General features: G+C 63.2%; 10 protein-coding genes. 7 read left to right on the forward strand and 3 right to left on the reverse strand.

The features are described from left to right. Positions 1–9: 9 nt before the first annotated feature. Positions 10–1,923: an ABC transporter substrate-binding protein gene (locus AC2FME_RS09815; protein ID WP_496711835.1), complete on the reverse strand. Its 1,914-nt coding sequence runs from the start codon at positions 1,921–1,923 to the stop codon at positions 10–12. Next, positions 1,916–3,688: an ABC transporter ATP-binding protein gene (locus AC2FME_RS09820; protein WP_496742368.1), complete on the reverse strand. Its 1,773-nt coding sequence runs from the start codon at positions 3,686–3,688 to the stop codon at positions 1,916–1,918. Before AC2FME_RS09820 ends, AC2FME_RS09815 begins: the two co-directional genes overlap by 8 nt. Positions 3,689–3,922: 234 nt before the next feature. On the opposite strand from AC2FME_RS09820, the gene AC2FME_RS09825 reads away from it, so the two are divergent. The 7 genes from AC2FME_RS09825 (at position 3,923) to AC2FME_RS09855 (ending at position 11,935) form a co-directional block, all read left to right on the forward strand. After that, positions 3,923–4,420 carry a class I SAM-dependent methyltransferase gene (locus tag AC2FME_RS09825; RefSeq protein ID WP_496686866.1) on the forward strand — a complete coding sequence of 166 codons (498 nt, stop codon included), beginning with the start codon at positions 3,923–3,925 and terminating at the stop codon, positions 4,418–4,420. Between the two features lie 92 nt (positions 4,421–4,512). Next, positions 4,513–5,142 carry a glutathione S-transferase family protein gene (locus AC2FME_RS09830; RefSeq protein WP_496800332.1) on the forward strand — a complete coding sequence of 210 codons (630 nt, stop codon included), beginning with the start codon at positions 4,513–4,515 and terminating at the stop codon, positions 5,140–5,142. Positions 5,143–5,220: 78 nt separating this feature from the next. Beyond that, complete coding sequence (locus AC2FME_RS09835) at positions 5,221–7,623, forward strand: GcvT family protein (protein ID WP_496800333.1); 2,403 nt, start codon at positions 5,221–5,223, stop codon at positions 7,621–7,623. 2 nt (positions 7,624–7,625) lie between these two features. Further along, on the forward strand, positions 7,626–9,170 hold the full coding sequence (locus tag AC2FME_RS09840) for a trimethylamine methyltransferase family protein (RefSeq protein WP_496800334.1): 1,545 nt from the start codon (positions 7,626–7,628) through the stop codon (positions 9,168–9,170). A 1-nt stretch (position 9,171) separates the two neighbouring features. After that, a complete protein-coding gene (locus AC2FME_RS09845) occupies positions 9,172–9,858 on the forward strand; it encodes a TetR/AcrR family transcriptional regulator (RefSeq protein ID WP_496711830.1) in 687 nt (228 codons plus the stop codon). Next, the gene (locus AC2FME_RS09850) at positions 9,845–11,149 is read left to right on the forward strand and encodes an NAD(P)/FAD-dependent oxidoreductase (protein ID WP_496800335.1); all 1,305 of its coding nucleotides are present in this window, start codon (positions 9,845–9,847) and stop codon (positions 11,147–11,149) included. Before AC2FME_RS09845 ends, AC2FME_RS09850 begins: the two co-directional genes overlap by 14 nt. 54 nt (positions 11,150–11,203) lie before the next feature. Further along, positions 11,204–11,935, forward strand: coding sequence for a hypothetical protein (locus AC2FME_RS09855; protein WP_496686874.1), 732 nt, complete (start codon positions 11,204–11,206; stop codon positions 11,933–11,935). Here AC2FME_RS09855 and AC2FME_RS09860 read toward each other — a convergent pair. After that, positions 11,923–15,351 (reverse strand): indolepyruvate ferredoxin oxidoreductase family protein, encoded by a 3,429-nt coding sequence (locus AC2FME_RS09860; protein WP_496800336.1) that lies wholly within the window; start codon positions 15,349–15,351, stop codon positions 11,923–11,925. The genes AC2FME_RS09855 and AC2FME_RS09860 overlap by 13 nt on opposite strands. Between the last annotated feature and the right edge of the window lie 110 nt (positions 15,352–15,461).

A 15,461-nucleotide genomic window follows, 5' to 3' on the forward strand; every position in this document is an offset into this window, starting at 1 on the left:
CAGCCCTCGTCAGTCCGCCAAGAAGAATTCGTCGGGCCGGTGCACTCCGAAATGTGCGCCGGGTTCCCATGCCCACATGGCTTGTTCCGGCACGTTGCGCAGGCGGTTGGATAACACGATCGGTTGCGGCGCTCCGTTCAGGATGCCGATGGCATAGACCTGTTCGGCGTGGATTTTGAGCATGGCTTCCCAAGCCGCGCGGCGCTGGTCGTCGTCGGTGGCGACCTGCCAGTCATGGGCCAGTTCCAGAAGGCGCTGCGCCTCGGGCAGATCGGGCGGCTCGCCGGAACCGCCGCCGGTTTGATAGTGCTGACCCCATTTCGGCCAGGACAGGAACACCTGGTCGGTGGGCGCCACGTACAGCGGCGAAGTATAGACCTGCGGGATCCCGTTGTCCCATCCGTACCAGACCGAGGCCATCGTGTTTCCGGCAAACACCCGGTTGCGCAGAATGTCCCGGTCAAGCGGGCGCATCACCAGCTTGACGCCAATCTCGCGCCAGGTGTCGGTGACGATCTGCAGCGCGTTCTCGACTTCTTGCCTTTCGCCGGCGGTTTCGATCACCAACTCCATCGAGCGGCCGTCGGGCAGCAGACGGATGCCGTTCCTGTCCCGCTTGTCCAAGCCGGCTTCGTCCAGCAGGGCATTGGCCTGGTCGACATCGAACTGCGCCCAGGCCTGCGCGTTCTCCTCACTGTAGAAGGGCGAGGCCGGCAGGACCGACATGGCCGCCGGATGCGCCAGTTTGAAATACAGGGCCTGATTGATGGTCTGCCGGTCGATCGCCAGCGACAGCGCCCGGCGGACGCGCACATCGCGCAGCACATTGCGCCAGACCTCGTCTTCATAGTTCAGATTGGGATATATCGCGATCTGCGAGGCGACACCGGTCTTCCACAGCAAGGTCTTGTAGTTGCCCTGCGCCTCGCCCTTTTTCAGGATCGAGGCATCGCGGAAGTCAAGCCCGCGGCCCTGCAGATCGGTCTCGCCGGCATTGGCCTTGGCGGCGACCAGGCCGGGCGCGACGATCTCCATCTCGACCACGTCGATATAGGGCAGTTGCACGCCCTTGGCGTCGATGCGGTGATAGTAGGGATTGCGTACGAAATTGTGCCGGATCTTCTTGCCCGAGCTGGCATTCAACCAAGGCTGAAGAGTCGGCAGTTCGTGGTTGTCGTACTTGTAGAGGTTGTCCAGCTTGTTGTGCAGCGCGGCCCAGCTTTTGACGCGGGCATCGTCAACCTGGAATGCAAGCTCTTCCTTGTCGGCGTATTTCTCGTGATAGCGTTTTAGGAATTCGGCCGGCCGATAGATGAAGGGCGGGCGCGCCTGCGCCAGCGACTGAAGGAAGTTCGGGTTGGGATCTTCCCATTCATAGATCACGGTCGTTTCATCGGGAAACGAGACCTTGGGAAACTTGCCCTCGATCCGCAGGAAATCGGGTGGGCCCGAGGGGCTGAGCAATTCGTTGTTGGCGACGTCCTCCCACCAGTACCGGAAATCTTCCGACGTGAAGGGCTCGCCGTTGGACCATTTGTGGCCTTTGCGCAGATGCAGCGTGAACTTGCGGTTATCCTCGTTCTCGTAGCTGGCCAACAGGTCGGGAACCAGGTTGTAATCGGCATCATAGCCCACCAGCCGCGCATAGCCATAGACGACCATCTGGCGGATGTCCTTGGACCGGGTGACCATGGTGCGCAGGGTGCCCCCCTGTTTGCCAAAGGCGCGGCCCTTGGCCTCCAGATCCACGATCAGCGGCTCTTGCGGGATACGGTCCTGTATCGGTGGCAGGTTCCCGGCATCGACCTCGGTTTTCCAGAATGTGCTTTCCTGCAGATCGGGCGGGGTGTCCGCCTGTGCGGCAAGCCCGAAGGCAGAGGCCAGAACGGTGGCCAGCGTCAGTAATCGAGGGGTCTTAAACATGGCAACGTACCTTATGGCCGGGCTCCATCTCTACCAGTGAAGGTATCACGGTGTCCGAGAAACGAAAGGCGTCATCCCAACTGTCCGGTGATCCGGCGCCTAGGGCGACGAGCTTCAGGTCGATAGGGCGGTTGATGTCGGGCTCGGGCTGGGCCGCGATCAGCGCCTTTGTGTAGGGGTGGCGGGGATTGTAGAACAGCGTCTCGGGCGGGGCCTGTTCGACCACCAGCCCCTGCCGCATCACGGCGACCTCGTCCGCGATTCGGGCCACCACTGCTAGGTCGTGCGAGATGAAGAAATAGGACAGGTTCAGGCTGTCCTGCAGTTCCTCAAGTAGTGTCAGGATCTGTTCCTGCACCGAAACATCCAGCGCCGAGGTCGGTTCGTCGCAGATGATCAGCGTGGGGTCCAACATCATCGCGCGGGCAATCGACAGTCGCTGGCGCTGGCCACCGGAAAAGGCATGCGGATAGCGTTTCAACATGTCGGCGTTCAGCCCGACGCGCTTGAGCATCTCGGCCGCCTTTTCGCGTTGCTCCGCCGAGGTGCCGATCCCGTGAATCTCGAGCGGTTCGGTCATCGCGTCTTGAATGCGCATCCGCGGGCTGAGCGAGCTGTAAGGGTCCTGAAACACCATCTGCGCTTTGCGCTGGAACACGGTACGTTCGGCGCGCGTCATCTGATGCACCTGGATCGGATCGTCCTGCGGCGTAGCGCGAAACAGAACCTCGCCGCCGGGATCTGGCAGTTCTGCGCCCAACGCGATGCGCGCGGCTGTGGTCTTGCCCGACCCGCTTTCGCCGACCACGGCCAGCGTTTTGCCCCTTGCCAGCTTCAGGTCGATGCCACGACAGGCGTGGATCAGCTTGTCGGCCTTCCACCCGCGGCCCGCCCGCATCGTGTAGGTCTTGGAAACGCCCTTCATCTCGAGGATCAGATCCTCGTCCGGCATGGGGATGCCCACGGCGTCCTCGTCTGGGATTTCCGGCGCGGCCTCGAACAATTGCTGCGTGTAGGGATGCGCCGGTTCGCTCAGGATCAGCGCGGCGGGACCCGCCTCCATCACGCGGCCCTTGTGCATCACGACCACCTGTTCGGCCATGTTGGCCACCACGCCCAGGTCATGCGTCACAAGGATCAGCGCCATCCCGGTTTCCTGCTGCAGGTCCTTGATCAGCCCCAAAACCTGCGCCTGCGTCGTCACGTCCAGCGCGGTGGTGGGCTCGTCGGCGATCAGCAGGTCGGGCTTGGCCACCATGGCCATGGCAATCATCGCCCGCTGTCGCATCCCGCCCGACATTTCAAAAGGATACGAGTCATAGGCCCGCACGGGATCGGGAAAGCCGACACGTTCGAACTGTTTCAGCACTTCCTTGCGGGCCTCGGATTCCGAGGCCCCGCGATGCAGCCACAAGACTTCGCTGACCTGGTTGCCGATCTTGTGCAGCGGCGACAGCGACCGCATCGGCTCTTGAAAGATCATCGAGATCCGGTTCCCCCGGATGTCGCGCATCCTGCGCTCGCCGAGCGTGGCAAGATCAAGCTGATCCTGCCCGGTGCCGAAGGTGATCGTGCCCTTCCGTATCTGCGCCGCGCGGGGCAGGATACGCAGCACCGCCCGGCATGATATGGTCTTGCCCGACCCGGACTCTCCGACCAAAGCCAGCGTTTGTCCGGCCTCGACATCGAAGCTCACATCTTTGACGACGGAGTCTCCGTCCCCGAAACCAATGCTTAGGTCTCGGACAGACAGCAAGGCCGTCATGCGGAGGTTCCGCCCGTTTGGCCGCCGGTGGGCATGGATTTGATCAACTCCCTGTTTTTTGGACGCAGTTTCGCGCGCCCGGGGGCAACTAGTCAAACACCTTCTTGGGGGAAAACGTCGCGGACTCGCGTCCCTTGGTGCATTGTCCCTACACAAAGCCTTGAGTTTTTGTCATCCAAGGCCCGACCGGTCCGCGCCAACGGGCCTGCAAAGGTATCACGGAGAGATCAGATCGTGCCACATCAACAAAGCCGCTTGGACCTGTTCATCGACCGCATGGTTTCGCAGCGGGCCTGCCTGGATGCCGCCATCGCCCAGACGTCCGGCATGGCCGGTCCGGTGTTCGAACTGGGGCTGGGCAACGGGCGGACCTATCATCACATGATCCAGCGCATCCAGGATCGTCCGGTCTATGTGTTCGAGCGCGCGGTGGCCTCGCACCCGGATTCAACCCCGTCCGAAGATCGTCTGATCTTGGGCGACGTGCGCGAGACGCTGCCCGCCGCGCTGGATCGGTTCGGCGCAACCGCCAGCCTGATTCACGCCGATCTGGGCGGCCACAACAGGGAAAAGAACGATGCCTTCGCCCGCTTCGTGTCGCCGCTGATAGAACCACTACTGGCCGAAGGCGGTTTGATGGTCTCGAGCGACCGGATGTATTTCGAAACGCTGGCGGAACAGCCCCTCCCCGAAGGCGCGGTTCCGGGTCGCTGCTTCATCTACCGGCGCTGAGCAGCGTTCCGCAGGGTCATTTTGCGCAGGGACTCGATCCCGGCACGGCGGGCGGTCTAACCTTCGCGTGACGTTCACGCAAAGGACCGCCCATGCTGTTTTACGATTGCTCTACCGCTCCGAACCCGCGCCGCGCCCGCATGTTCATCGCCGAAAAAGGGCTGCAGATCGAAACCCGCGACATCTCGATCGCCAAGGGCGAGCAACTGAGCGAGGCGTTTCGCAAGATGAACCCCCGCGCCACCATTCCGGTGCTGGTTACCGACGAGGGCGCCGTTCTGACCGAGAACCTCGGTATCGCCGCCTATCTCGAGGCGCGCTTCCCCGAGCCCCCTTTGATGGGGCGGACACCGGACGAGAAAGGGCTGGTGCTGATGTGGAACGCGATCGTCGAACAACAGGGCGGGGCGCCCATCGCCGACGCGCTGCGCAACACGCATCCGGCCTTCAAGGACCGCGCCATTCCCGGCCCGCAGAACCACGCGCAGATCCCTGAACTGGCCGAACGCGGCATCGCGCGCGTCGGGGCGTTCTTCGACCTGCTCGAAGAACGCTTGCAAGACAGCCCCTTCATCGCGGGCGAGGCGTTCTCGCTGGCCGATATCTCGACCTTCGTTTTCGTGGATTTCGCCCGTGTCATCAAGATGCGCATCCCAGAGGGCAACACGGCAACCCGAGCCTGGTTCGACAGCGTGCAGGCGCGGCCCAGCGCCAGTGCCTGACAGCACTGTACAGAAATGTCTAGACAGAAGTGAACAGTGCCCCTAGCGTCCTTTGGGAATCGTCCAGGGGAGGTCGGGATGAAATCGCAGTATCGCGTTGTGGTCATCGGGGGTGGCGTCGTCGGCGCCTCGGTTCTGTATCATCTGGCCAAGTTCGGTTGGTCGGATGTGGTCATGCTGGAACGACGGCGTCTGGCGTCGGGGTCGTCATGGCATGCCGCGGGGGGCATCCACGCGCTGAACGCCGATCCGAACATGGCGGCGCTGCAGGCCTATACGATCGACCTTCTGAGCGAGATCGAGAAGGAATCGGGTCAGAATATCGGCCTGCACATGACCGGTGGTCTGACGTTGGCCGGAACCCCCGAACGGTGGGAGTGGTTGCAGGCGAATTACCGCATCTTCCAGTCCATCGGCATAGACGATTGCGAATTGCTGAGCCCGGAAGAGGCGCAGAAACGCTGCCCGATCATGTCCACCGACGGCATTCTGGGCGCGATGTGGGCCGACCGCGAAGGCTATATTGATACCACGGGCACCGTTCAGGCCTATGCTACCGCAGCCAAAAAGCGCGGGGCAGAATACTATGAGGAAACCAAGGTTGAGGAATTGATCCAAACCGCCGATGGCTGGCAGGTGGTGACCGACCGGGGCACGATCACCTGCGAACATGTGGTCAACGCTGCCGGCCTGTGGGCAAAGCAGGTGGGGCGCATGGCCGGGGTCGAGCTGCCGGTCTCTCCGCTGAAACACCACTATCTGATCACCGACACGGTGCCCGAGGTCGCTGCGGCCGATTTCGAGATGCCGATGACCGTGGATCTAGAGGGCTTCACCTACATGCGGCAGGACCAGAAGGGCGTTCTGGTTGGCATCTACGAGGTCGATCACGAGCACTGGGCCATGGACGGCGCGCCATGGAACTATGGCGAGGAGCTGTTCCAGGAGCAGCTGGACCGCATCGAGAACGAACTGATGCTAGGCTTTCAGCGCTACCCGGCGATCCAGAATGTGGGCATCAAGACATGGGTGAACGGCGCCTTCACCTTCTCGCCGGACGGCAACCCTCTGGTCGGTCCGGTGCCGGGCAAGCGCGGCTATTGGACTGCCTGCGCGGTGATGGCCGGGTTCCTGCAGGGCGGCGGTGTCGGCAAGACGCTGGCCGAATGGATGATCCATGGCGAGCCCGAGGCTGACGCCTGGCCGATGGATGTGGCGCGCTATGGCGACTTTGCCCAGAACAAGCGCTACATCCGCGAAACCACCGGCCAATTCTATTCCCGACGCTTCGTGATGACCTATCCGAACGAGCAACTGCCCGCCGGACGCCCGTTGAAGATGTCGCCGGCCCATGACGCAATGACCGAGGCGGGTTGCAAATGGGGGGTCAGCTGGGATCTCGAGGTGCCGCTTTATTTCGCGCCCAAGGGGTTCGAGGAAACGCCGACGCTCAAACGCTCGAATGCCTTCGACATCGTGGCCGAGGAATGCCGCACCATCCGCGAAGGCGTAGGCCTGATGGACATCACCGGGTTTTCACGGTTCGAGGTTTCGGGGCCGAATGCGGAAATCTGGCTTAACAAGGTGATGGCCTCGAACCTGCCGGGACCGGGCCGCGCGAAACTGGCGCCGATGCTGGGCGAGAACGGGCGGCTCAAGGGCGACCTGACGGTTCTGAACTGGGGCGACGGCACTTGGTGGATCATGGGCAGCTATTACCTGCGGGCCTGGCACATGCGCTGGTTCGACGATCATATGATCGATGGGGTCACCGTGCGCGACCTGGGCGAGGAATATTGCGGCTTTGCCGTGGTTGGCCCGAAATCGCAGGCGGTGGTCGAGAAACTGGCCGAGCAGGATATCTCAACCCTGAAATTCATGGGCTGCGGTGACTACGACATCGGCCTCGTGCGCGCCCGCGTCGCCCGCATGTCGGTCACCGGCGAAAAGGGCTATGAGATCAACTGCCGCTGTGGCGACCACATCGCCCTGCGCCGCGCGCTGCTTGAGGCCGGAGCCAGCGAAGGCATCCGCGAATGCGGCTTCAACGCGATGCTGTCCACGCGGCTTGAGAAGAGCTTTGGCATCTGGTCGGCCGAGTTCACCCAGGCCTACACACCCGGCATGACCGGCTTGGACCGCTGGATTGACTGGGACAAGGATTTCGTCGGTAAGGACGCAGCTCTGGCCGAGCGTGAGGGCAACGGCCCGGCGCAGGTTCAGGTGACGCTCGAGGTGGACGCGCTGGATGCGGATGCCAGCGGGTACGAGCCGGTCTGGGCGGGCGACCAGCGCGTGGGTTTCGTGACCTCGGGCGGGTATGGCCACTATATCGGCAAGTCGCTGGCGATGGCGCTGGTGGACCGGGACAAGGCACAGCCGGGAACCGAACTGTCGGTGCACGTGGTCGGGGTCGAGCGTCCCGCGCGGGTGATCGCGCCGTCGCCTTATGACCCCGAGGGCAAGGCGATGCGGGGCTGATCGTGGCGGCGCGGGGCAGGGATCGCCGTCGGCGGGGCCGGGGCGCTGAGGCCGCACCCGCGACCCATCGGGATGTTAACTATCGCCAGTTGCGCAACCCGTTTCCGGTGATGGAGGTCTTTCCCGCCGACCAGATCGCCGACATGCACGAAACCGCTCTCCGCACGCTGGAGGAACTGGGCGTCAAGGTCCTGCTGCCCGAGGCGCGGCGCCTGTTCGCCGCCGCGGGGGCGCGGGTGGATGAAGACAGCGAAATGGTGTTCATCGGTCGCGATCTGGTCGAGGCTGCGGTAGACTCGGCCCCGAAATCCATCGCCTGCCGGGCAGGGGCGCGGCATCGCGACTTCACGCTGGAGCTGGGCAGCCTGGTGTTTCAACCCGGCGCAGGCGCGCCCAATGCCACCGATCTGGAACGCGGCCGCCGCCCGGCCAGCGGGCAGGATTACCTCGAGTTCCTGAAGCTCACCCATCATTTCGACGTGTTCCAGATGATTTCGCCGCAGGTCGAGCCGCAGGACGTGCCGACTCACCTGCGCCACTATTTCACCACGCAGGCGCAGATGGAGTTGACCGACAAGTTTCCGTTCTTCTTCTCGCGCGGGACGCCGCAGGTGATGGATTGTTTCCAGATGCTGACCGTCGCGCGGGGCCTGCCGGATGACGAGTTTCGCGCCCGGCCGCATTGCTACACCATCATCAACACCAACAGCCCGCGCACGCTGGACATTCCGATGGCGCAGGGGCTGATCGACTTTGCCCGTCACGGGCAGATGTCGATCATCACGCCGTTCACGCTGATGGGAGCGATGGCGCCGATCACGGTCGCGGGCGCGATCACCCTGTCCCATGCCGAGGCGCTGGCCGCCCTGACCCTTACCCAACTGGCCAATCCCGGCGCGCCGGTCTGCTATGGCACCTTCACCAGTAACGTGGACATGAAATCAGGCGCCCCGGCCTTTGGCACGCCCTCGCATTTCCAGGCCTCACTGGCAGCGGGGCAACTGGCGCGGCATCTGGGCCTGCCGTGGCGGTCGGCGGCCGGGTCGGCCTCTAACGCCAATGACGTGCAGGCCGCCAATGAAAACCAGTTCGGGCTGTGGGGTTGCCTGATGGCGGGGGCCACGGTGATCATCCATTCGGCCGGCTGGCTGGAAGGGGGGCTGACCGTGTCCTTTGAAAAGCTGGTCTGCGATGCCGAGGTGCTGAACATGGTGGCCGAGCTGTGTGCTGGGGCTCAGGCAGGCCAAGCCGAGATCGGGTTCGACACTGCCTTGCGCGAGGTCGAGCCCGGCAGCCATTTCTTTGCCGCCAGCCAGACGATGGAGCGCTACACCACCGAATTCTATGAACCTCACCTGCATGATTATGCCAATTTCGGCACCTGGACCGAACGCGGATCGGTCGATGCGAACCACCGGGCCACTGCGGTTTGGCGCGACATTCTGAAAAATTTCGAACCACCCGCGCAGGACCAGCCGGGGCTGGACGCCATGCGCGACTTCATCGCGCGCCGAACCGCCGAGGGCGGCGCACCCCCGGAGAGTTGAGATGAACAGCAAACCCATCCTGCATCGTGACGACCCCAAGGCCGAGCCGCTTGTCGGCAACGTCAAGGTCACGCGCGATGACTGGTTGAACGTGGCGATGGATGTCTTGATCTCGGATGGGGTCGAGCAGGTCAAGGTGTTGAACCTGGCTGACCGCATGGCGGTGTCGCGGTCCTCGTTCTACTGGTACTTCAAGTCCCGGCAGCACCTGCTGGATGCGCTGCTGGATCGCTGGCAGGCCACCAACACCGCCGCCCTGATCGCGCAGGCCGAAGCCCCGGCCGAGACCATCACCGCCGCCGTCTGCAATGTGCATCGCTGCGTGGTCAACACCGCCTTGTTCGACACGGCGCTGGATTTTGCCGTGCGCGACTGGGCGCGGCGGTCGGGCAAGGTGCGGCGGATGCTGGACCAGTCCGATGCGCGCCGCCTGGCCGCGCTGCGCGCCATGTTTGCCCGCTATGGCTATGAGGCGGTCGAGGCCGAGACCCGCGCGCGCGTGCTGTACTACATGCAGATCGGCTATGATCTGGCCCAGTTGAACGAGCCGTTGGCGACGCGCCTGTCGTTGGTGCCGCATTACCTGTACGTCTTTACCGGGGTCGAACCGCGGCCCGAGGAAATCGAGGAATTCAGCGCCTATGCCAAGCGCTGCTGGGAGGGAGGATCAAGCCATGAGCCAGCCTGACGCAATCATCATCGGAACCGGCGTGATCGGCGCGGCCATCGCGTTCGAGATGGCCAAGGCCGGGTGGAAGACCCTCTCGCTGGACCGCAACGCGCAGGTGGGGCATGGCTCGACCGCCGGGTCCTGCGCGATCATCCGGATGCACTATTCCACCTTCGACGGCACAGCCTTTGCGTGGGAGGGCTATCACTACTGGCGCGACTGGGCCGACTATCTGGGCCTGCCCGACGGGGCCGATCTGGCGCAGTTCCGCGAGACCGGGTGCCTGGTCATGAAGACCGAGGCCAACGGCCACTTGGAAAAACACAAGAAATACAGCGCCGAGTTGGATTGCCCCTTCGAAGAATGGTCAGCCGAACAGATTCTCGACCGCCTGCCGATCTACTCTCTTGAAAGTTTTGCCCCGGCCAAGCGGATGGACGACCCGGAATTCGGCCAGCCGAACGGGGCGCGGATGGGCGGCGGGGTATTTTGGCCTAAGGCGGGTTATGTAACCGACCCGGCCTTGTCGGCGCAGAACCTTCTGGATGCTGCCAAGCAACACGGCGCGCAGGTACGGACCGGGGTCGAGGTCGTAGAAATCTTGCAGGAAGGTGGCAGGGTCAAAGGCGTCCGGCTGGCCTCGGGCGAAGAGATTCACGCGCCCGTGGTGATCAACGTGGCCGGGCCGGGATCGTCGATCATCAACCGCATGGCGGGTGTGCTGGACGACATGACCATCGAAACCCGCCCGCTGCGGCAGGAGGTGGTGCATGCGCCGGCGCCCGAAGGGTTCGATTTCGAGCGTCAGGGAACCATCGTATCGGACAGCGATATCGCCTGCTACTGCCGGCCAGAACACGGCAACCACATCCTGATCGGATCCGAGGACCCGGACTGCGACCCGCATCAGTGGTGCGAGGATGACGTGCACTACAACCACGACTTCACGGACCAGTGGACGACGCAGGCGATGCGATACGCGCAGCGCGTTCCCAACCTGGGCATCCCCTCGCGGATGCGGGGGGTCGTGGATCTTTATGACGCCTCGACTGACTGGATCCCGATCTATGACAAATCCAGCCTGCCGGGCTTTTACATGGCCTGCGGCACCAGCGGGAACCAGTACAAGAACGCGCCGATCGCGGGCAAGATGATGGCCGCGCTGGTGGAGTATTGTGAGGGCGGTGCGGATCACGACGCCCAGCCCCTGCAATTCGAGCTGCCCTATATCAAACGTACCATCGACGTGGGTTTCTATTCCCGCAAGCGGCCCATCAACGAGGAAAGCAGCTTTTCGGTCCTTGGCTAGCCATGCCGGACAAATGCGCTAGCTCTCGGGAAACACTGAGAGAGGGCGTGTTCGATGGCGGAGAATGATACCAGAGTTCTTATCTTGGGAAGTGCGCCCGCAGCACTGGCGGCGCGGGATTGGGCGCGCGGGGCGTTCACTCATATCGTGGCCATCAACAACGCCTGGCGCATCCGCGAAGATTGGGATTTCCTGATCCATCCCGAGGATTTTCCGGCCGAGAACCGCCCCGACTGTCTGACAGCGACGCAGCGCATCGTGACGGCGCAGGATTATGTCCCGATCCAGAACGCGTATGGCGGCTTCGTCTATGCCGGTGGCACCATGGCCTTTACCGCCGGGTACTGGGCGCTGGGCGATCTCAAACCATCGGTACTGGCCTACTTTGGCTGCGACATGGTCTATCCGCGCTCGGGCAATACCCATTTCTACGGCCAGGGAACGGCCGATCCCTTGCGCGCCGACGTCACCTTGCGCTCGCTCGAGGCGAAATCGGCACGGCTGGCGCTGCTGGCGGCGCGTCAGGATTGCAATGTGGTGCGGTTGTCCTCCGGACCCAGCCGGCTGGTCTATCCATCCGTTTCGCATACAGAAGTGATCCCCGAGGCCCTGCCGAGCACCGAACACGTCGATGCTCTGCTGCAGGCCGAGTGTGAGGTCGGTTACGTGGTGCCATCCGGCCGGTATTGGGAGGTCGAAGACCGGTTCGATCCAGCCGTTGTCGACCGGCTGGATGCGGCTTGGCTCGCAGCTTACAAGGCCTCGGTGCTGGATCAGGCGGCCTGAGCGCGCGGCGCGCGCAACAAGTCTTCGACCTTTCGTCTGGCAGTCTCGGCCGCTTGTATCCGAACCGGGCCATAACCGCGGATCTCGTCAGCGCAGGCCAGGATGCTTTGCCACGTTTCGGCATCCCGATCGCCGTACTCGGCCACAACGCGGTCCAACAGCCCCTGATACCAATTCAGCAGATCGCGGTGGAGGCGCGCTTCGGCGTGATAGCCAAACGGATTGAGAGCTGTTCCGCGCAGCGCCCGCATCTTTGACAGGCCCCGCAGAACCGGCTGCATCCAAGGTCCGAACGCCTTTTTCAGCGGTCGGCCCCGTGCGTCCGTTTTGCGGCTCAGCAGGGGCGGAGCCATGTGAAAGCGGACCGCAAAATCGCCCTCGAACTGGTTGGCCAGGTCCTGGGCGAAATGGTCCGAAGTCATCAGCCGCGCGACTTCGAACTCATCCTTGTAGGCCATGAAGCGGAACAGGTTGCGAGCGACGCTGCGCAGCAGGGTCTCGTCAGCCTGCGGCAGCGCCGAGCGGAGGGCGGCGAAACGATCGGCATAGGCCTGCGCGTATTTTGCGTTTTGATACTCGGTCAGGTAGGCGGTGCGGCGCGCAATCATCTGATCCAGTGTTTCGTCCGAACCAAAGTCGTCGGAAGGCAGCGCCAGAACGTCCGGACGAACCGCCATGTTGCGCCCGATTGCAAAAGCCAGACGGTTCTTCTCGACAGCGACACCGTTCAGCAGGATCGCCTGACCCAGCGCGACATGCGATACCGGCACAAGACCGTGCTGCCACGCAAAACCCAGCATGATCACATTGGCAAACACGGCATCACCCAGCAGGTTTTCCGCCACCGCGTTGGCGTCGAAACCGAACAGGTTTTCCGCCCCAACCACGTTCTGAATTGCCTGTTCACGGGCTTTTACCTGCAACTGAGCGTCGCGGCGCAGAACGATATCGCCGGTCGGCATTTCCGCCCGGTTCAGGACCACGCGCGTACCCTTGCGGTAATGCGCCGAGGCTTTGGGGGCCGAACTGACGACGACGTCGCAACCAATCACCGCATCGGCCGCGCCCTGATCAATGCGGACCTGGTTCAGCGCGTTTGGAGTGTCTCCCAAACGGATATAGCTGAGAACGGTTCCGAATTTCTGAGCAAAGCCTGTGAAATCCAGGACCGAGGCGCCTTTCCCCTCGAGATGGGCCGCCATCGTGATCAGCGCACCAACTGTCACCACGCCTGTGCCGCCCACGCCGGTGACCAGCAGCTCGAACGGTTTGTCCAGGCGGGGCAGGGTAGGGTCGGGGAGCCCGTCCTCGAGTTTTGCCAGATCCAGCTTTGCCATGCGTTTGCGGCGTTCGCCGCCTTCGATGGTCACGAAGCTGGGGCAGAATCCGTTGAGACACGAGAAGTCCTTGTTGCACGAGCTCAAATTGATCTTGCGCTTGCGGCCGAGCGGGGTTTCGCGCGGCTCGACGCTCAGGCAGTTGGATTCGACCGAGCAGTCGCCACAGCCTTCGCAGACCAGGTCGTTGATCCAGACGAACCGCTTGGGGTCCTCCATCGTGCCGCGCTTGCGGCGACGGCGCTTTTCGGTGGCGCAGGTCTGTTCATAGATCAGGACGGTCACGCCCGGCGTCTCGCGCAGCTCGCGTTGCAAGGTGTCCAGTTCGGCGCGGTCGTGGAAGGTTGTTTGCGCCGGGAAATCGGCGTGGTGGAATTTAGAGATGTCGTCCGAAACGATGGCGATCCGCTCAACGCCCTCGGCGCGGCAGGTCTGGGCGATGCCGGCCACGCTGACCGGCCCGTCCACCGGCTGGCCACCGGTCATGGCCACGGCGTCGTTGTAGAGGATCTTGTAGGTGATGTTGGTCCCGGCCGCGACCGCCTGCCGGATCGCCAGCGAGCCCGAGTGATACCAGGTGCCCTCGCCGAGATTCTGGAAGATGTGCTTGCCGCCGTTGAACTTGGACGCCACCACATGCGGCACGCCTTCGCCGCCCATCTGGGCATAGCCGACGGTATGGCGATCCATCCACGAGGCCATGACGTGGCAGCCGATGCCACTTGCCGCGATCGAGCCGTCGGGCACTTTGGTCGAGGTGTTGTGCGGACAGCCCGAGCAGAAATAGGGCGTGCGGGTCGCGCCAGGCACGTTGATCAGTTGCGGTGGATGGTCGGTCAGCGCCTTGGCCTTGGCCAGCAGGTCCTCCTCGGGGAAGAACCGGTGCAGGCGGTCGGCCACGATGGGCACCAGCATCAACGGGCTGAGCTCGCCCGTCCAGGGGATCAGCGGTTCGCCGTGGCTGTCGTATTTGCCCACCATCTTGTGCGGCTTGTCGCCCGGCCAGTCATAGAAATATTCCTTGAACTGGCTTTCGATGATGCCGCGCTTTTCCTCGACGACCAGCACCTCGGCCTTGCCCTTCACGAAGCGCAGCGCGTTGCGCCGCGCCAGCGGCCAGACCATGCCGACCTTGTAGATGTCGATGCCCAGACGGCGGCAGGCGGCCTCGTCCAGTCCCAGCAGGCGCAAGGCCTCCATCAGGTCCAAATGCGCCTTGCCAGTGGTGACAAAGCCGAACTTGGCGTTGTCGATATCATAGACGCGCCGGTCGATCGGGTTGGCCTCGGCAAAGGCGCGCACGGCGCGCAGCTTGTGCTGGATGCGGGTCTCGATCTCGGGCGAGGGCAGGTCGGCGGCGCGCACATGCAACCCGCCGGGGGGCAGGTCGATCTCGGGCAGGATGAACTGTCGGTCGGGGCGCAGCTCGACCGAACGGGCGCTTTCGACGGTTTCCGAAATCGCCTTGAACCCCACCCAAGTGCCGGAGTACCGCGACAGAGCAAAGCCGTATTCGCCGAATTCCAGATACTCCTCGACCGAGGCCGGGTTCAGCGTGGGCATGAACCATGCCATGAAGGCCACGTCGGACTGGTGTGGCATGGATGAGCTGACGCAGCCATGGTCGTCGCCGGCCACGACCAGCACGCCGCCCTTGGGGGCCGAGCCATAGGCGTTGCCGTGTTTCAATGCGTCGCCTGAGCGGTCGACGCCCGGCCCCTTGCCGTACCACATCGAGAAGATACCTTCGAATTCGCATTGCGGGTCCAGGGTCGCCTGCTGCGCGCCCAGAACGGCGGTTGCGCCCAGATCTTCGTTCACGGCGGGCATGAAGGTGATGTTGTCGGATTTCAGCCGTTCGCGCGCGCGCCACAGTTCCAGATCCAGCCCGCCCAAGGGCGAGCCGCGATAGCCCGAGACGAACCCGCCCGTGTTCAGCCCGGCATCGCGGTCGCGCCGAGCCTGATCCATCAGGATGCGTGCCAGCGCCTGCGTGCCGGTCAGGAATACCCGGCCGGTGGTCTGTTCATAGCGGTCTGCAAGTTGATAGGTCCGAAGTGCGCTGTCGTGGTGGCTCATGGTTGGGGTCCGCGCGTAGTTTTGAACCCGAGAATTCTGGACCGATCTGCGTGAAAAATCGTTCCAATTTCTCCGAGAAAATAGGTATTATCCGAAAAATTTGTTCACAA

It is taken from the genome of Ruegeria sp. BHSC026 (assembly GCF_059613065.1).